Origin of the sequence: Lelliottia wanjuensis, from assembly GCF_030238365.1 — a bacterium.
Classification (GTDB): Bacteria; Pseudomonadota; Gammaproteobacteria; order Enterobacterales; family Enterobacteriaceae; genus Enterobacter; species Enterobacter wanjuensis.
In genome coordinates this window covers 73,410-92,041 of sequence record NZ_JASSOT010000053.1, presented here as the reverse complement: position 1 = coordinate 92,041, position 18,632 = coordinate 73,410, and the positions used below count along the sequence as shown (strand labels likewise).

General features: G+C 54.0%; 18 protein-coding genes. 3 read left to right on the top strand and 15 right to left on the bottom strand.

The window, feature by feature from the left end:
• Positions 1–9: 9 nt before the first annotated feature.
• A complete protein-coding gene (locus QQF33_RS07445) occupies positions 10–1,149 on the bottom strand; it encodes an efflux RND transporter periplasmic adaptor subunit (protein ID WP_282491901.1) in 1,140 nt (379 codons plus the stop codon).
• A gap of 390 nt (positions 1,150–1,539) precedes the next feature.
• On the opposite strand from QQF33_RS07445, the gene envR reads away from it, so the two are divergent.
• Positions 1,540–2,187 (top strand): acrEF/envCD operon transcriptional regulator, encoded by a 648-nt coding sequence (envR, locus tag QQF33_RS07440; protein WP_285148091.1) that lies wholly within the window; start codon positions 1,540–1,542, stop codon positions 2,185–2,187.
• Here the strand turns inward: envR and QQF33_RS07435 are convergent.
• From QQF33_RS07435 to acuI, 14 genes are all read right to left on the bottom strand, one after another.
• Positions 2,182–4,266, bottom strand: coding sequence for a putative bifunctional diguanylate cyclase/phosphodiesterase (locus QQF33_RS07435; RefSeq protein ID WP_285148093.1), 2,085 nt, complete (start codon positions 4,264–4,266; stop codon positions 2,182–2,184). The genes envR and QQF33_RS07435 overlap by 6 nt on opposite strands.
• A gap of 143 nt (positions 4,267–4,409) precedes the next feature.
• Positions 4,410–4,574: a DUF2556 family protein gene (locus QQF33_RS07430; RefSeq protein ID WP_282491898.1), complete on the bottom strand. Its 165-nt coding sequence runs from the start codon at positions 4,572–4,574 to the stop codon at positions 4,410–4,412.
• 182 nt (positions 4,575–4,756) lie between these two features.
• Entirely contained in the window at positions 4,757–5,053 is a 297-nt protein-coding gene (gene fis / locus QQF33_RS07425; RefSeq protein ID WP_003855228.1) for a DNA-binding transcriptional regulator Fis, read from the bottom strand.
• Between the two features lie 25 nt (positions 5,054–5,078).
• Entirely contained in the window at positions 5,079–6,044 is a 966-nt protein-coding gene (dusB, locus tag QQF33_RS07420) for a tRNA dihydrouridine synthase DusB (RefSeq protein ID WP_282491897.1), read from the bottom strand.
• 330 nt (positions 6,045–6,374) lie between these two features.
• Positions 6,375–7,115: a carbonic anhydrase gene (locus QQF33_RS07415; RefSeq protein ID WP_285148094.1), complete on the bottom strand. Its 741-nt coding sequence runs from the start codon at positions 7,113–7,115 to the stop codon at positions 6,375–6,377.
• 144 nt (positions 7,116–7,259) lie between these two features.
• Positions 7,260–8,141 (bottom strand): 50S ribosomal protein L11 methyltransferase, encoded by an 882-nt coding sequence (gene prmA, locus QQF33_RS07410; RefSeq protein ID WP_282491895.1) that lies wholly within the window; start codon positions 8,139–8,141, stop codon positions 7,260–7,262.
• An 11-nt stretch (positions 8,142–8,152) separates the two neighbouring features.
• Positions 8,153–9,604 carry a sodium/pantothenate symporter gene (panF, locus tag QQF33_RS07405; protein ID WP_100778677.1) on the bottom strand — a complete coding sequence of 484 codons (1,452 nt, stop codon included), beginning with the start codon at positions 9,602–9,604 and terminating at the stop codon, positions 8,153–8,155.
• Positions 9,594–9,836 (bottom strand): YhdT family protein, encoded by a 243-nt coding sequence (locus tag QQF33_RS07400; protein WP_282491893.1) that lies wholly within the window; start codon positions 9,834–9,836, stop codon positions 9,594–9,596. The genes panF and QQF33_RS07400 overlap by 11 nt, the downstream gene beginning before the upstream one ends.
• Positions 9,837–9,944: 108 nt before the next feature.
• Entirely contained in the window at positions 9,945–11,294 is a 1,350-nt protein-coding gene (gene accC / locus QQF33_RS07395; RefSeq protein WP_095283636.1) for an acetyl-CoA carboxylase biotin carboxylase subunit, read from the bottom strand.
• Positions 11,295–11,304: 10 nt separating this feature from the next.
• The gene (gene accB, locus QQF33_RS07390) at positions 11,305–11,778 is read right to left on the bottom strand and encodes an acetyl-CoA carboxylase biotin carboxyl carrier protein (protein ID WP_285157630.1); all 474 of its coding nucleotides are present in this window, start codon (positions 11,776–11,778) and stop codon (positions 11,305–11,307) included.
• Positions 11,779–11,799: 21 nt separating this feature from the next.
• On the bottom strand, positions 11,800–12,252 hold the full coding sequence (gene aroQ / locus QQF33_RS07385; protein WP_282491891.1) for a type II 3-dehydroquinate dehydratase: 453 nt from the start codon (positions 12,250–12,252) through the stop codon (positions 11,800–11,802).
• 234 nt (positions 12,253–12,486) lie between these two features.
• On the bottom strand, positions 12,487–13,086 hold the full coding sequence (gene msrQ, locus QQF33_RS07380) for a protein-methionine-sulfoxide reductase heme-binding subunit MsrQ (RefSeq protein WP_285157629.1): 600 nt from the start codon (positions 13,084–13,086) through the stop codon (positions 12,487–12,489).
• Entirely contained in the window at positions 13,087–14,088 is a 1,002-nt protein-coding gene (gene msrP, locus QQF33_RS07375) for a protein-methionine-sulfoxide reductase catalytic subunit MsrP (protein WP_285157628.1), read from the bottom strand. It lies immediately after the preceding gene.
• A 77-nt stretch (positions 14,089–14,165) separates the two neighbouring features.
• Positions 14,166–15,140, bottom strand: coding sequence for an acrylyl-CoA reductase (NADPH) (acuI, locus tag QQF33_RS07370; RefSeq protein ID WP_285148097.1), 975 nt, complete (start codon positions 15,138–15,140; stop codon positions 14,166–14,168).
• A gap of 194 nt (positions 15,141–15,334) precedes the next feature.
• On the opposite strand from acuI, the gene csrD reads away from it, so the two are divergent.
• Together csrD and mreB are read left to right on the top strand one after the other, a co-directional pair.
• The gene (gene csrD, locus QQF33_RS07365) at positions 15,335–17,275 is read left to right on the top strand and encodes an RNase E specificity factor CsrD (protein WP_285157627.1); all 1,941 of its coding nucleotides are present in this window, start codon (positions 15,335–15,337) and stop codon (positions 17,273–17,275) included.
• 283 nt (positions 17,276–17,558) lie between these two features.
• Entirely contained in the window at positions 17,559–18,602 is a 1,044-nt protein-coding gene (gene mreB / locus QQF33_RS07360) for a rod shape-determining protein MreB (protein WP_000913396.1), read from the top strand.
• Positions 18,603–18,632: the final 30 nt, after the last annotated feature.

Genomic DNA, 18,632 nt, shown 5'->3' with positions numbered 1-18,632 from the left:
ATTAATCCCTTAACTGGCTTTAGGCGCGGCGGAATCCGGCGTGGCGACCACAGTGGCGCCAGGATGGACTTTTTGCAGGCCGCTGACGATCACGCGATCGCCTTCCTTCAACCCTTCGGTGACCAACCAACGATCGCCAATGGCCTGTGGCGCAACTACGGTTCGCATCTCAACCTGCTCTTTGGCATTCACCACCAGAACCGTGGCGTCACCGCGCGGTGTGCGAGTGAGCCCCTGCTGCGGAACCAGAATGGCATTCGGTTGCACGCCTTCATCAATACGGGCACGCACAAACATGCCGGGTAACAGCATATGCTGAGGATTTGGGAAGACGGCGCGAAGAGTGATGGAACCGGTGCTCTCGTCAACGGTGACGTCGGAGAACTGCAGCGTGCCCTTTTCCGGGTACGGCTGCCCGTTTTCCATCAGCAGCTGGACGGTGCTGGTGTCATTGCCTTTTTGCAGACTCGCCTGCTTCAACTGCATGAAGTCATTGCTCGACTGTGTGACATCCACATAGATCGGATCAAGCTGTTGCACGGTTGCCAGTGCTGAAGTCTGCCCATTGGTGACCAGCGCGCCTTCTGTGACGCTGGATTTACCAATCCGTCCGTTAATTGGCGATGACACTTTGGTGTAAGCAAGATTGATGCGCGCCGTTTCGACACCCGCCTGAGCGGCAGTAACGCTGGCATCGGCCTGTCTGGCGTTGGCCACCGCCTGGTCATACTCTTGTCGACTGACGTATTGCGTACCGACCAGAGGGACATAACGTTTCACGGTCAAATGAGCGATGTTAGCGGCGGCTTCGGCTTTCTGCAGATCGCCTTTCGCACTGTCATACGCGGCCTGATAGGTCGCAGGATCGATCTGATACAGAGAATCGCCCGCTTTGATATCACTGCCCTCGGTAAAATTACGACGTAAAACAATGCCGCTTACCTGGGGACGAACTTCAGCGACGCGAAAGGCATCCGTACGCCCTGGTAGTTCAGTGGTCACCGCCAGCGGAGCACTTTTCACGACATATACAGTTACCTGAGGTGCCTGTGCGCTTGGTTTTGAGTTATCAGAACCATCACAGCCAGCAAGCAGCGCGGAGCAGATAATTAAACCGGATAAGGGTAAAAGCCTGAAGTGTTTCTTCATTACTGTTCCTTTAAAAACAATAAACTGATATTTGCCGTGAAGTGATGAAAAGGGTTGCGGGGGCAAAGAGTCAGAAAGTCAACGCACATCATAATGGGGCACAGTGATGTTGTTTAATTTATAAGTGCGGCACATCGATTATTAGGATAAAAACCAGGGCCTGATACGACTAATCAAGGATATAGTGAAGAACAACAACGGGCGTTTGCCAAATACACTTAAGGTTATTCATATATTTTATGAATCTAATGATTGCTATTCATTTACGTGAATTATTAATTAAGGTCATTGCCTTTTTTTGTTCAGAATAACAATTCCTTTTAGGGAATACTTTCACGACTACGTGCTCAGGGTTACGTGGAAAAGTATTCAGGTAATGGATGAGAGTCTATGGCGCGTAAAACGAAAGAAGATGCACTCAAAACAAGACAACAGCTGATCGAAGCCGCCATAGCGCAGTTCTCCACGCGGGGTGTGGCCAGCACTACCTTGACCGATATCGCTGATGCCGCAGGCGTCACGCGCGGAGCAATTTACTGGCACTTTACCAGCAAGTCGGAAATCTTTAATGCCATATGGGAGCAGCAACTGCCCCTGTGCGATTTAATTCACGACCAGCTTTCACTGACGCTCAATGACGATCCTTTATGCGTTCTTCGCGAGCGCTTTATTGTTGCGTTGCAATATATTTCTCGCGATCTTCGCCAGCGGTCGCTGTTACAGATTCTGTATCATAAATGTGAATTTAATAATGAAATGACATCAGAGTGTGAAATTAGAAACAGAATTGGCTTTAATTACCAGAACGTTCGCGCACTGCTGGAGAAGGGGTTGTCGAAAGGAATCATCTCTCCGCCGTTAAATATCGATATGACGTTGATTGTTTTTCATGGTTTTTTTAGCGGATTAATTAAAAACTGGTTAATGAATAGTGAGAATTTTAATCTCTATCAACAAGCCCCCGCGCTGGTGGACAATATCCTGGCGACGTTAAATATCACCCGCGTGCCGCCAGCGATCTATCCTGTTGCTTCATGATGGCAGAGGGTTCTTCATCGCTTCCAGGTTATTGCACAGCTCTTCGACGGTCTGCGCGGTGACGGGACGGCCTAGCAGATATCCCTGCAGCGTATTGCAGCCAAGTTCAGTCAGGAACTGCTGCTGGGCTTCGGTCTCCACCCCTTCTGCGACCACTTTAAGATTCAGCGTTTTCGCCAGCGCGACAATCGCCGAGACAATCGTGGCGTCGTCGCTTTCCCCGCTCAAATCCTTCACGAACGCGCGATCAATTTTCAGCTCGCAGGCCGGCAATTGCTTCAGATAGAGCAGGCTGGAATAGCCCGTCCCGAAATCATCAATCGACGCTTTTACGCCTGCATTTGTCAGCTCCGTTAAGATCCTGACGCTCTCCTCCGGATTGTGCATCGCAGTGGTTTCTGTCACTTCGAGGATCAACGACTCCGCTGGAAGGTTATGCCGTGCCAGGCAGTCGAGGACCGTTTGAACCAGCGTGGGTTGTTCAAACTGTAGCGTCGATAGGTTCACCGCCATCGACCACGCGCTGTGGCCCTGCATGTGCCACTCGCGCAGCTGGCGGCAGGCCTCGTTAATCACCCAGTTCCCTATCGGGATAATCAGCCCGGTTTTTTCTGCCAGCTGCAGGAAGACATCAGGCGTCAGGAGCCCCTGTTTAGGGTGCTCCCAGCGCAGCAAGGCTTCAAAGCCGAGTATCGGGCCAGCCGGAGCGTGGAATTTCGGTTGATAGTGCAGGCGCAGTTCATCGCGATCGATCGCCAGCCACAGATCGTTCATCAGCTGTAAATGGGTTTGCGCAAGCGTGTTCATCGACGGCTGGAAAAAGTGATACCCGTTACGGCCCATACGTTTGGTGTGATACATCGCCGCGTCGGCATTAAACATCAGCTCACGATCGGATTTTCCGTCGTGCGGATAGAGCGCAATGCCAATACTGACAGTCACGACCAGCTCGTAAGGTTCGACGTTGAACGGGCTGTCGATGGTGCGAACCAGCGCACTGGCCAGCGAAGCCGCATCATCCGGACCGCCGACTTCCGCCAGCAGAACAAACTCGTCGCCGCCAATGCGGGCGAGGGTGTACTGGCCTTTCAGCGGCAACAGGAGCCGCTCGGTGACCGCCACCAGAAGTTTATCGCCCGTATCATGGCCGTAGGCATCATTCACCCCTTTGAAGCCATCAAGATCCATAAACATCAGCGCAAAGTGCGTTCCTTCGCGATCGGCCTTGCTGATCGCCTGGTCGAGACGGTCTTCCAGCAGTATGCGATTGGGCAAGCGGGTCAGGGTATCGTGCAGCGCAAGTTGGGCCAGCTCGCGGTTGGCTTCGGCAAGCGAAGAGGCCAGCAGCGAAGTGCGGGCCTGGAGGCGCGCATCGAGCATGGAAACCAGTAAGGTGATGCCGAGAATAGAGAGTGCAACCACGCTGACCAGCACCGCCAGCCAGCTGCCATTAATCCCGTCATGATGCATTTCCGTCGATGCCGGGAACTGCGCCGCTTTCATGCCCGCATAATGCATGCCCGCAATGGCAATGCCCATCGTCACGGCGGCACCTAAACGCATCAGTGCCACCTGGGCCGCCTCATGGCGCAATCGGAAGGTGAGCCACAGGGCGGCCAGTGAGGCTGCCAGCGCGATGACCACAGAGAGGGCGATCCAGGTTTTGTCCCAGATGATCCCCGGTGTCACTTCCAGCGCCGCCATCCCCGTGTAATGCATGGCGACAATCCCGGTGCCCATCACTAATGCGCCAGGTAAAAGGCGGCGTAAACGCAATTGCTCTCCGCTCACCAGCCAAAGCGCAAACATCGACGAGCCAATCGCAATCACCATCGACAGCACGGTTATCGCCGGGCTGTAGCTCATGCTCATGGAGATATCCATCGCCAGCATGCCGATAAAATGCATCGCCCATACGCCGATCCCCATCGCCACGCCGCCGCCCGCCAGCCAGACGCGCGCAGCAATACCCTGACTCCCCGCGACGCGCGCGGCCATATTCAGCGCGGTGTAGGCAGCGAGGATGGCAACAACAAAGGAGACGACAACGAGGATTTGGTTGTATTGGCTTACCAGCATGGGGGTTTAACTCATTCTCAGTGAGACGATATGCAATGCGCCTGAAAAGGGCAGTGACATTACCATCGTAACGGAATGGCGAAAAGGGATTTAAATCCCCGTTTTTACTGGGTGTTAAGGCCGTTTTTACGGGTGTTCGCCGCTTAATCGAGCTCTGAGCAGTTCACCAGTTTGAGAGGATTTACGGAATTCATATTGCGACATTTATCGGTTTCGGTACTCAGCAACTCAATCCACTGGATCAGCAGCGCATCGAAGATGAAAACCGTGACAGCAAATACCACTAACCACCCGTATTTACGAATCATTGTGTCGTTCCGTGTTGAAGAAGAGGCCCTGTAAGGTGGTGGAAATATACACGAAAAGCAGGCGTTGAAAAGCGGGAAAAGGCAAGGTTTACAAACCCTTGACGTTCGGAAAAAAGGCAATAAAAAAGGCGCATCCCCATGCCGAGTAGCGCCTTTTTAAACAAGCATTTAGCTAATCGAAATTAGTTCATGCCGTACTTTTTCAGCTTCTTACGAAGAGTACCACGGTTGATACCCATCATCAGGGCTGCGCGGGTTTGGTTACCGCGGGTGTATTGCATCACCATGTCCAACAGTGGCTGTTCAACTTCAGCCAATACCAGCTCATACAGGTCACTAACATCTTGACCGTTCAGTTGAGCAAAATAGTTCTTCAGTGCCTGTTTTACCGAGTCACGGAGGGGTTTTTGAGTTACCTGATCCTGAGAGTTAACGGTAGAAACGGTCAGTACGTCAGAATTTACGCGTTGTTCGAACATAGTTCTGTCAGCTCTTTATTTCTGTTTACGCAAAATTTTCGAAGTATGCCTCCAACGCCTCCAGCTGTACGCTGGCATCCTCTATGGCGTTGAATGTGCGCCGAAACTGGTCATTTGGAGCGTGCTCCTGGAGATACCAGGAAACGTGTTTACGCGCAATTCGGTACCCTTTTGCCTGACCATAAAAGTCATGCAGTTCCCGAATATGCGAACAAAGCAAGCGCTTAACCTCTGCCAGAGGCAGTGGCGCAAGCAACTCTCCAGTGTCCAGATAATGCTGGATTTCCCGAAAGATCCAGGGTCTTCCCTGAGCCGCACGTCCTATCATCAGAGCATCTGCCCCTGTATAGTCGAGCACAGCCCTGGCTTTTAGCGGGTCAGTTATGTCGCCATTCGCGATAATCGGAATGGAAACTTTCTGCTTAACTGCCCGAATGCTGTCGTATTCCGCATTGCCGTTGAACAAACAGGCGCGAGTGCGTCCATGAATGGTCAGGGCCTGGATACCACAGTCTTCGGCCAGTTGGGCAATTTCTACACAGTTACGGTGTTCCGGCGCCCAACCAGTGCGAATCTTCAGCGTAACGGGAACGTCCACTGCGTTAACCACCCCCGACAAGATCAGCTTCACCTGGTCGGGGTATTGCAGAAGGGCGGAACCTGCCAACTTGCGATTCACCTTTTTTGCCGGGCAACCCATATTGATATCAATAATTTGGGCGCCACTTTCAACGTTAATACGCGCGGCTTCCGCCATTTCTTCAGGATCGCTTCCGGCAATTTGCACGGTGCGAATACCTGGCTCATCAATATGCACCATCCGAAGACGGGACTTATCGCTTTCCCAAACCTGAGGGTTAGACGACATCATCTCGGAAACAGTCAATCCTGCTCCCATCTCGTAGCACAACGTCCGAAACGGCCGGTCAGTGATACCTGCCATGGGCGCTGCGATCAGGCGATTTCTGAGCTGATAGTGTCCGATGCGCATGTGTTAAGAAATGACCATACTGTGACTGCAAGGCGGCGTATATTACGCATTTTTTGCACGAGATGAAAGGCCAAACTTTGAACAATCCGCTGTTACAGATCAAGGAATTGCTGCTCAGCGTTTGTGCGAGAGATTATTAATCATGTAAATCATTGTGTTATATGATTGTGGTTGTTTTATAGGCGCTTACAAATTCCCGTAAGTTCTCATCATTTCTGCATAAATGACTCACTTAATCCGGATAATCTGCTGTTTTAAGCAGCAGATTATCGCCCTTCTTTGCGATCTGAGTCGCATTTTAGAACATGATCTCAGCGCGCCGTGCGAGCATTATTCCACAACAACGCGACCATTCAGGGACTGTACCGGACGGTTATTATCGTGATGCATAGTGTGGGTAAACTTTTCCAGCTGTGCGTCGGAAAGTGTCATCGGGTGCTTAAGCACGATCCAGGTGACACCCTCTGAGCACGGTGGCGTGGTCAGGGAACCGCTAAAGCGCCAGTAGGTTTTGTCCTTCGGCAAAAGCTTGTTCAGGTTCAGATGTGTATCCAGTTTCGCCGATTGCTCTGCCTGCCCAGGCATGACGCCCCACAGTTTATCCAGCTCGGCGTTCGCCGCTCCCTTATCAAACATCACCGCTACCACCACCAGTGCGCCGTTCGCATTTTTATGCACGAGGTGCATCTCCATGGCGGACTTTTTGCCATGAATCGCGTTCTCAGCCGGAGCGTGGAAGTGGAACTGCTGCAGAGTCCAGGTCTGGTTGTCGAGGGTGATGGAATCGCGCGTCTGCGCATCTTCAGCGGCCTGGATGGTGTGGCCATTGTTCGTCAGCGTCACCGGGCCATCAATGTAGCGCGTTACCAGCGGTGAAATATGCGCTTTGGCAGTAGCGTCGATATTAATCGGAGACTGATTCTTCCCGCTCTGGCAGGCCTTGTAAGCATCATCCAGTTCGCCCCAGTGTTCCGGTGAACCTTCGCCTTCGTAGCTCCAGTGAGATGCATATGCTGAAACCGAGATCATGCTGAGCGCCAGCAGTGCTGCCTTGCCAATAAAATGTGCCATAGTATTCTTCCAGTGAATTTTTATATTCAAATCATTGATTGTGAGATGATTTGCCGTTGGAATTTTACTGGATAACCACAATAAAAAGGAGGGAAATTGAGTCTAAAAAAGGCGTGGGGAGGAACCCACGCCGGAGAGACGAAATTACTTTTTACGGCCGGTGATGCGGCACCACTCTTCTTTCTCGACCACCGGATCGAGGGCAAAGAGATCGGCGTAGGCTTCGCATACGCTGTCAGCCTGGCTGGCAAGGATCCCCGACAGACCCAGCAGACCGCCCTCAACGGGCAGGACGCTGATTAACGGGGCCAGTTCGCGTAATGGGCCCGCCAGGATGTTTGCGACCACTACATCGGCTTTCATGACCTCTGGCTGGCTATCCGGCAGATAGAGTTCCAGACGATCGGAAACGCCGTTGCGCTGCGCGTTATCGCGGCTGGCCTGAATCGCCTGCGGATCGATGTCGATCCCGATGGCTTTGGCTGCACCCAGTTTCAGCGCGGCGATCGCCAGGATCCCGGAACCACACCCGAAGTCGATCACGGTTTTGCCTTCCAGATCCAGTCCGTCCAGCCATTGCAGGCACAGAGAGGTGGTCGGATGCGTTCCGGTACCGAACGCCAGGCCCGGATCCAGCATCACGTTCACGGCGTTGGCATCCGGCACATCGCGCCAGCTTGGACAGATCCACAGACGCTTACCGAACTGCATCGGGTGGAAGTTATCCATCCACTCGCGTTCCCAGTCTTTATCTTCCAGTTGCTCGATTTTGTGCACGAAACCGGCGCCCAGCAACGGGTGATTCTCAAGGATCGCCACCACTTCTTTCATATCGGTTTCGGCATCGAACAGGCCAATGACGTCGGTATCGCCCCAGAGGCGAGTTTCGCCTGGCAACGGCTCAAACACCGGCGTGTCATGCGTGTCCTGGAAAGTAATGGAAACTGAACCCGCTTCCATTAACGCGTCACTCAGTTCTTCGGCATTGGCACCGGTTGTATTCAGTTTTAGTTGGATCCAAGGCATGGCAAAACTCTTTATTTATCAGTAGAAATGACGGCGGCCTGTGGTACGGGTTGACCGAAACGGTTCCCCACCACAAACGCCAGCAAACTTAACAGTAACGAAGGCACGATCGGATGGAAGCCCAGGTACTGAATTTTAAAGGTGGCGAGTACCGCATAAAGTACGCCACCGACAATCATCCCGCTGAGCGCGCCCGCAGCGTTCGCGCGCTCCCAGTACAGCCCCAGCACCAGCGGCCACAGGAATACCGCTTCCAGCCCGCCGAACGCCAGCAGGTTGAGCCAGATGATCATCTCCGGCGGGCGCCACGCGGCCAGCATCATCAGAATGCCGAGCACCAGCGTGGTCCAGGTCGAAATGCGCTTCAGGCGATGCTCATTACGCATTTTAGTCGGCGTTGCGCTGAGCCACAGATCTTTAATAATGGTCGCCGACGCCTGCAACAGGTGTGCATTGACGTTGGACATGATCGCCGCCATTGGCGCGGCCAGGAATAGCCCCGCCGCCCACGGCGGCAACACCTGCACCATTAATGTCGGGATCACCTGATCCGGCACGGTCAGATGCGGAAGAATGGCGCGGCCTAACGCGCCCGCCAGATGCATGCCCAGCATCAGAAGTGACACCACGATCGTGCCGATGATAATCCCGCGATGCACTGCTTTGCTGTCTTTATAGGAGATACAACGCACCGCCGTGTGCGGCAGACCGATGACACCAAAGCAGACCAGCACCCAGAATGAGGTCATAAACGCCGGTGTCAAAATATCGTCGGCACCGTGCGGGCTGACCAGTTTCGGGTCAATCTGCTCCAGGGTTTCCACCGCGTTATGCAGGCCGCCCGCGGCGTAGATCACGCCAACCAGCAGCACCAGGGTGCCAATCAGCATCACCATGCCCTGCATCGTGTCGTTCAGGACGCTGGCGCGGAAACCGCCGAACGCGGTGTAGAGCGCGATGGTGATCCCGAAGATTAGCAGGCCATTTTCGTATTTAATCCCTGCGGCGGTCTCCAGCAGACGTGCGCCGCCGATAAACTGCACGGCAATCGCGCCGACGAAAGCCACCAGCAGACTGACGCTGGCAATCCACACCACCGCGCGGTTTTGATAGCGCGCCTGCAGCATGTCGTTAAGCGTAATCGCGTTATAGCGTCGGGCGAGGATGGCAAATTTTTTGCCCAGAATGCCGAGCGACAGCCAAATCGTCGGGACCTGAATCATCGCCAGCAGCACCCAGCCGAGCCCGTATTTATACGCCGCACCCGGTCCGCCGATGAACGAGCTGGCGCTGACGTAGGTCGCGGTCAGGGTCATCGCCAGCACAAACCCGCCCATTGAGCGGCTTCCGAGGAAATATTCGCTGAGGAACGAGCCGGTGCTGCGCTTACGCATGGCATAAGCCGAGAGGCCAAACACAATAAAGAGATAGATAACCAGAACGGCGATGATTTCAGTTTGCATCGCTATCCTCCAGAGAGATATCGCGGAAGATAAAACGCACCATCAGCCAGCACAGCAGCGTAAAGACCAAAGGCATCAGCAGACAGGCCATTTCAAACCAGTGCGGCAGGCCGGTGAATCCGGGGGCCGAATCAGGTAAGTAAGCAGTCACTAACCACGCAAGAAGATAGAGAAGGGTCAGCCACAGCGCCCAGCGCGCTTCTTTATGGGCTTGAACAAAACGCTTGTCCATTTTAAGTCCCTTGTGGATGAAGAAAGCGGGGATTGTACATGATGGGGGCTAAGCGTCCCCAGAAATAAAAAAGGCCGGATTATCCGGCCTTTTAACGCTAATGCGGTCTTACTTTTCGTGAAGGCCGAGTTTTTTCTCCAGATAGTGGATGTTAGTCCCACCATTCTGGAAGTTCTCGTCGTTCATGATACGAACCTGCAGATCCACGTTGGTTTTGATGCCATCGATGATCAGCTCCTGCAGGGCGTTCTTCATGCGGGCAATTGCCACATCACGGTTCTCGCCGTAGCAGATAAGCTTACCGATCATTGAGTCATAGTACGGTGGCACGGTGTAGCCAGCGTAGATATGAGATTCCCAACGTACACCAAAGCCACCCGGCGCGTGGAAACGCGTGATTTTACCCGGGCTCGGCAGGAAGGTGTTCGGGTCTTCGGCGTTAATACGGCACTCGACCGCATGGCCTTTGACCACCACTTCTTCCTGCTTGATGGACAGCGGTTGACCCGCTGCGATACGCAGCTGCTCTTTGATCAGGTCAACGCCAGTAATCATTTCGGTCACCGGGTGTTCAACCTGAATACGGGTGTTCATTTCGATGAAATAGAACTCGCCGTTTTCGAACAGGAATTCGAACGTACCTGCACCGCGATAGCCGATATCGACGCACGCCTTGGAGCAACGCTCGCCGATGTAGCGACGCAGTTCCGGGGTAATACCCGGTGCTGGTGCTTCTTCGACCACTTTCTGGTGACGACGCTGCATGGAGCAGTCGCGCTCTGCCAGATAGATAGCATTACCCTGACCGTCAGCCAGCACCTGAATTTCGATGTGGCGTGGGTTTTCCAGGTATTTTTCCATGTACACCATGTCATTGCTGAAAGCGGCTTTCGCTTCAGCTTTGGTCATGGAGATGGATTGCGCCAGGTCTGCATCGCTGCGAACAACGCGCATACCACGACCGCCGCCGCCGCCGGACGCTTTGATGATCACCGGATAGCCAATGCGTTTAGCATGAGCACGGTTTGCATCCATATCGTCGCCCAGAGGGCCGTCGGAGCCTGGTACCGTTGGAACGCCCGCTTTCTTCATCGCGGTGATCGCAGACACTTTGTCGCCCATCAGGCGAATAGTGTCAGCTTTCGGGCCAATGAAGATAAAGCCAGAGCGCTCAACCTGTTCAGCAAAATTGGCGTTCTCAGAGAGGAAGCCATAACCCGGATGGATTGCCACCGCGCCGGTGATTTCAGCGGCGCTGATGATAGCCGGGATATTCAGATAACTTTTTACGGACGGAGCCGGGCCAATACAGACCGTCTCATCCGCCAGTAATACGTGTTTTAAATCGCGATCCGCGCTTGAGTGCACAGCCACGGTCTTGATGCCCAGTTCTTTACAGGCACGAAGGATACGCAGTGCAATCTCGCCACGGTTGGCGATGACAATTTTATCCAGCATGTTCGCCTCGTTACTCGATGACGACCAGCGGCTCGTCAAATTCTACCGGCTGACCACTTTCGACCAGAATCGCTTTAACAATGCCTGACTTGTCAGCTTCGATCTGGTTCATCATTTTCATCGCTTCAACGATACACAGGGTATCGCCTGCGTTGACTTTCTGACCTACTTCGCAGAACGCTTTAGCGTCCGGGCTTGGTGTGCGGTAGAAAGTACCAACCATCGGGGAACGTACGATGTGACCACTGATTTCTGCTGCTGCTGCTGCGGCTGCCGGCGCTTCAGCGGCCGGTGCAACTGCGTTAGACAGAGCAGGCTGCTGCTGCATCACAGGTGCAGCATAAGCCTGCTGCATGACCGGGAAGCTAGCGGCTGGCGCTGCACGGCTGATGCGTACAGACTCTTCGCCTTCAGAAATTTCCAGTTCGGAGATGCCTGATTCTTCAACCAGCTCGATCAGTTTTTTAATCTTACGAATATCCATGAGTGGGTTCCGTACTCTTGTTTAGTGTGATTGTGACAGGCGTTTTACCGCTGTCTGTAAAGCGTATGAATAACCGTCTGCACCCAGTCCGCAGATAACGCCAGCAGCGATATCCGACAGATACGAATGGTGGCGGAACGGCTCTCGTGCATGCACATTGCTCAGGTGGATCTCGATAAACGGGATGCTCACCGCAAGCAGTGCGTCGCGGATAGCAACACTGGTGTGCGTAAACGCGGCCGGATTAATCAGGATATAGTCCACAGTGTCTTTAGCCTGATGAATACGGTCGATGAGTGCGTACTCCGCATTTGACTGAAAATGGTCAAGACTCACGCCAAGCGCCGCTGCTTCCGTACCCAGACGGTTAACAATTTCGCTTAACGTCAGCGTGCCGTACTTCTCGGGTTCACGGGTGCCGAGCATGTTCAGGTTCGGTCCGTTCAAAACTAAGATGTGCAACTTTCCAGTCATTGTGCCGCTATCTCCTGCGATTCTCGGGTAAAAAACAAAATATACCTTCGATGCGCAATTGTCACCCTTTCAGGGGAGGAAAAACCCCTTCAGGAAAACCAAGGTCGCACATTATAACGAGTTCGTAGCATTTAGCAGCTAAATACTGGTCTTATCAGGGAAGATTATCAACCGCAATTGGAAAAAGATTCGCGGTTGATAAGTAATCTGCGGGAATACGCACAGTTTCGCGAACTATCGCCACCACTGGCGGAACTTCTTGTAGCGCCATACCAAAAGGGCCACAGCAAGCAGGGCGTAGATGATGGGCTGAGGAGATAAAATCTTCACTGACCACAGATAATGTATCGGCGCCAGGATCGCCACCAGATAGACGAAGTTATGCAAAAGTTGCCAGCGTCGGCCCAGCTTTCGCTGTGCGTATTGTGTCGATGTCAGCGTCAGGGCCAGTAAAATCACCCAACTGATGATCCCGAGCGTCAGATACGGACGTGACACCAGTTCGCTGCCAAGTAGCGCCAGATTGTTAATCCCCAGCTCCAGCAACGTATAGCTCGTGAGATGTATCGTCGCCCAGGCAAAGCACCATAACCCTAAAAGACGCCGGGTTCGTATCAATAATGGCTGTTTAGCGTAGCGCGCCAGGGGCGAGACCAGCAAGGTCGCCAGCAAAAATTTCAGAGCCATCCTACCCGTAAAGTGTTGAATATCTTTGGCCGGATCGGCGCTGAAATAGCCCTGACTGGCCGCCCAGAATAGCCATATAAAAGGAAGCAAACCGGCAAGGTGTAGTAGCACCTTGAGCCAGGTGACCTGTTTAGCGGTTAAGCGCACTTAAAAATTCTCCCGCAAATTGAGCCCGCGATAGAGCGAGGCGACTTCATCGGCGTAGCCGTTAAAGAGCAGCGTCGGCTGGCGTTTCACATCCAGCGCGCCGCCGGAGCCGATAAAGCGCTCGGTGGCCTGCGACCAGCGCGGGTGATCCACATGCGGGTTCACGTTTGCAAAGAAACCATATTCGTTGGGCGCGGCGAGATTCCAGGTGGTCGGCGGGCGCTCTTTTGTCAGCTTAATGCTGACGATCGATTTGATGCCTTTGAAACCATATTTCCACGGCACGGTTAAGCGGATGGGGGCGCCGTTCTGCGGCGGCAGGGCTTTACCGTAAACGCCAACGGTCAGCAGCGTCAGAGGATGCATCGCCTCGTCGAGGCGCAGCCCTTCAACATACGGATATTCCAGCCCGCCGCCGATAAACCGATCTTTCTGGCCTGGCATCAGCTCAGGCGAGTAGAGCGTCTGGAAAGAGACATATTTGGCATCGCTGGTGGGCTCGGCCATCGCCAGCAGTTTGTGCAGCGGGAAACCGATCCACGGCACCACCATCGACCAGGCCTCGACGCAGCGCATCCGGTAAATACGCTCCTCGAGCGGGAAACGGGTGGTGAGATCGTGATGGTCAAAGGTGAGCGGTTTGGCGACCTCGCCCTCAATTTTTAAGGTCCAGGGATCGGTTTTCATGCTTCCGGCATTGGCGGCAGGATCGGCTTTATCGAGGCCAAACTCGTAGAAGTTGTTATAGCCCGTGACTTTATCTTCCGGCGTCAGCGCAAGCGTGTTCTGCCACTGGGCGGGTTTGGTAAAAGTCAGCGGCTGGCCCGAGGGGGCTTTTGGACGATCGTTACCCTTGAACCAGTCGAGCAGGTCGGCATGGGCGGCGGGTGAGAGGGAAAGGGCGGTGGCGCTGATGCCGAGCATCTTCAGGATCTGGCGGCGCTGCAGCATAAAGACAGATTCGGACGTGACATCGGCTTCCGTCAGTTTTTTGGTTTTCATGGCATCCTCCATCATGCATTTTTCTAAGCATGACGGAGGAGTCGGTTTAGCGCGAATATGTCACGAAAATTTGAAGATTAGGCAATTTTCACCAGCGCACGACCGTGGAACTGATTGCTCATGATTTTACCGGCGTATTCCGGAGCCTGCTCGAGGGTGATCTCGGTGGCGCTCTGGCTGAAGAAGGATTCCGGCAGATCGCGCACCAGACGCTCCCAGGCCTGCGCGCGGCGCGCGGCTGGCGTCATCACCGAATCCACGCCCTGCAGACGCACATTACGCAGAATAAATGGCATGACCGTCGTTGGCAGTGCGAAGCCACCCGCCAGACCGCAGGCCGCCACACAACCACCGTAGTTCATCTGCGCCAGCAGTTTTGCCAGGACTTTATCGCCCACAGTATCGACCGCACCGGCCCAAACCTGTTTCTCCAGGGGGCGCGTTTCGCTGAACTCTTCGCGACCGAGAATGCGGTTTGCACCCAGAGAACGCAGGTATTCATGGGTGCTTTCGCGCCCGGTCACCGCAGCGACCTGATAACCCAGTTTGTGCAGCAGGGTGACGGCCGTACTGCCTACGCCACCGCTGGCACCGGTCACTACCACTTCGCCGGAGTCCGGGCGAACACCCGCCTCTTCCAGCGCCATCACGCACAGCATGGCGGTAAAACCTGCCGTGCCGATAATCATCGCTTTACGACCGTCCAGCCCTTTCGGCATCGGCACCAGCCAGTCGCCGTTGACGCGCGCCTGCGTCGCCAGGCCGCCCCAGTGGTTCTCACCCACGCCCCAGCCCGTCAGCAGCACCTGCTGCCCGGCGTGAAAACGGGGATCTTCACTGGAATGGACGCGCCCGGCGAAATCAATTCCCGGAATCATCGGAAAGTTGCGGATGATTTTACCCGTGCCGGTAATCGCGAGGGCATCCTTGTAGTTCAGGCTGGACCAGTCGATATCAATAGTGACATTGCCTTCAGGAAGACGGCTTTCTTCAACGGATTGAATCGACGCCAGCGTGTTACCGTCCTGCTGTTCTAAGATCAAAGCCTGCATACAAATGTCCTCACTAAGCATGGTGATTGGAAAATTATTTCTGGAGACTATACTCGCTCATTGAAACGCTATGCCGATTTAACGCAATAAATTGCCAGATCGACCAGGTTTGGTAGTATGCCCCTGCTAAACGCAAGTTAGCACTTACTTGCTATTAAACTGTTTCCCCATCAACCAACGGAGTGATCTCAAGGATGCGATTAACGACGAAATTTTCAGCTTTTATTACGCTGCTGACGGGGCTGACCATTTTCGTCACCCTGATGGGGTGCTCGCTGAGTTTTTATAACGCGATTCAGGACAAGCTCGACAACCGTTTACAGTCCGTCGCCTCGGTGATTGATTCACGACTGGTGACTTCCTCGCTCCCCGCGCTCGCTCAGCAGCTGGATGAGATGATGGTGCCGGTCGACATTGTGCATATCGACATCTTACAGGGTAGCAAAGTCGTTCTGAGCCATGCGCGTCAGAGCAGCTATCGTCCCGCCGGGAATTTAGCTCAGTACCGCGAGATGATCATTCACTCCTTAAAAAGCCCCGGTGTCACCATCAGGCTGGTCTATCAGGACCCGATGGCGAACTACTTCCGCTCCCTGATGACCACCGCGCCGCTGACCGTGGCGGTGGGTTTTATCGTGGTGCTGCTCTTTCTGGCGGTTCGCTGGCTGCGACGCCAGCTTTCCGGACAAGAACTGCTGGAATCGCGATCTGTACGTATTTTAAACGGCGAACGGGGTGCTAAGGTACGGGGCTCCGTCTACGAATGGCCTACGCGGACCAGCAGTGCGCTCGACGTCTTGCTCTCGGAGATTCAGTTCGCCAGCGATCAGCGCAGCCGGATGGATACGCTGATTCGCTCCTATGCTGCCCAGGACAATAAAACCGGGCTGAACAACCGTCTCTTCTTTGATAATCAGCTGGCTACGCTGCTGGAGGACACGGAAAAAGTCGGCGCGCACGGCGTGGTCATGATTATCCGCCTGCCGGATTTCGATCTGCTGCGCGATACCTGGGGCCACTCGGTGGCGGAAGATCATCTCTTTACGCTCATCAATTTGCTCTCGACCTTTATCATGCGGTACCCGGGCGCGCTGCTGGCGCGCTATCACCGCAGCGATTTTGCGGTGCTGCTGCCGCACCGGACGTTGAAAGAGTCTGAAAGTATTGCCAGCCAGCTGCTGAAAGCGGTCGATGCCCTGCCGCCAACCAAAATGCTCGATCGGGACGACATGGTCCACATCGGGATTTGCGCCTGGCGCGGCGGGCAACACACGCAGCAGGTGATGGAACATGCCGAAGCTGCCACGCGAAACGCGGTGCTGCAGGGGGCGAATGGCTGGGCGGTTTACGATGATTCTCTGCCGGAGAAAGGGCGCGGCAACGTGCGCTGGCGGACACTCATCGAGCAGATGCTCAGCCGCGGCGGGCCGCGTATCTATCAAAAACCGGCCGTGCTGCGCAACGGCGTGGTGCATCATCGCGAATTACTGTGCCGTATCTTTGACGGTACGGAAGAGGTGGTCTCCGCCGAATATCTGCCGATGGTGCTGCAGTTTGGTCTGTCAGAAGAGTACGACCGCCAGCAAATTACGCGTCTTATTCCATTTTTATCTTTCTGGCCTGAGGAAAATCTGGCATTACAGGTAACGGTAGAGTCGCTGATTCGCCCGCGTTTCCAGCGCTGGCTGCGTGATGTTCTGATGCAATGTGAAAAATCGCAGCGGAAACGGATTATTTTTGAACTTGCAGAGGCAGATGTCTGTCAACATATCAGCCGTTTACAGCCGGTCGTCCGTTTGATGAATGCTCTCGGCGCTCGCGTCGCGGTAACACAGGCGGGTTTAACGCTGGTCAGTACCAGTTGGATCAAGGAGCTGGATGTGGAACTGTTGAAGCTGCATCCGGGGCTGGTCAGGAATATTGAAAAGCGCACGGAAAACCAGCTTCTGGTTCAGAGTCTGGTGGAAGCGTGCAAGGGAACGCAAACGCAAGTATTCGCCACAGGCATACGTTCACGGAGCGAATGGCAGATGTTGACGGAGCGCGGTGTGGCGGGTGGTCAGGGGGATTTTATTGCCTCCTCTCAGCCGCTTGACAGCAATGTGAAAAAATATTTGCAAAGATACTCTGTTTGACCTGCCGTTTAATTTGTTTTCACGTAGAATATCGCGCCTGTAGCTTTGAGTATGACGAGCAAAACGCCAGTCGTTGACCCGGACCGGTTACAAATGAAAGCGAGTGACGCAGCTGTTAACTCAGCCCTGATGGAGTCAGGAATTAAATTTGTAACATACGGAAACGTACTGCACTAATTTTCACCGTAGCAGATGATTTTTGCGCCTTGTCGCTGCTACGTGTGGTTGGTAAAGTAAGCGGATTTTAATTTTTCCGCCCCAGCTTTCAGGATTATCCCTTAGTATGTTGAAAAAATTTCGTGGCATGTTTTCCAATGACCTGTCCATTGACCTGGGTACCGCGAATACCCTGATTTATGTAAAAGGACAAGGCATCGTATTGAATGAGCCTTCCGTTGTGGCCATTCGTCAGGATCGTGCCGGCTCCCCGAAAAGCGTGGCAGCCGTAGGACACGATGCGAAGCAGATGCTGGGTCGAACCCCAGGCAACATCGCCGCGATCCGCCCAATGAAAGACGGCGTTATCGCTGACTTCTTCGTGACTGAAAAAATGCTTCAGCACTTCATCAAGCAGGTTCACAGCAACAGCTTTATGCGCCCAAGTCCGCGCGTGCTGGTGTGTGTGCCGGTTGGTGCGACTCAGGTTGAACGTCGTGCGATCCGTGAATCCGCTCAGGGTGCAGGCGCGCGTGAAGTCTTCCTGATTGAAGAGCCGATGGCTGCTGCAATTGGTGCAGGCCTGCCGGTTTCTGAAGCAACAGGTTCGATGGTGGTGGATATTGGTGGTGGTACCACTGAAGTGGCCGTTATCTCCCTGAACGGCGTGGTTTACTCCTCCTCCGTGCGTATCGGTGGTGACCGTTTCGACGAAGCCATCATTAATTATGTGCGCCGTAACTACGGCTCTCTGATCGGTGAAGCCACCGCAGAGCGTATTAAGCACGAGATCGGTTCTGCTTACCCTGGTGACGAAGTCCGCGAAATCGAAGTTCGTGGCCGTAACCTGGCAGAAGGCGTTCCGCGTGGCTTTACCCTGAACTCCAACGAAATCCTCGAAGCGCTGCAAGAGCCGCTGACCGGTATCGTCAGCGCGGTGATGGTTGCGCTGGAACAGTGCCCGCCAGAACTGGCTTCCGACATCTCAGAGCGCGGTATGGTTCTGACCGGTGGTGGTGCGCTGCTGCGTAACCTCGACCGCCTGTTAATGGAAGAGACAGGGATTCCTGTCGTAGTTGCAGAAGATCCACTGACTTGCGTAGCCCGTGGTGGCGGCAAGGCGCTGGAAATGATCGACATGCACGGCGGCGACTTGTTCAGCGAAGAGTAGTCGAAGTGAGAGGGTAGCGAAGGCTACCCT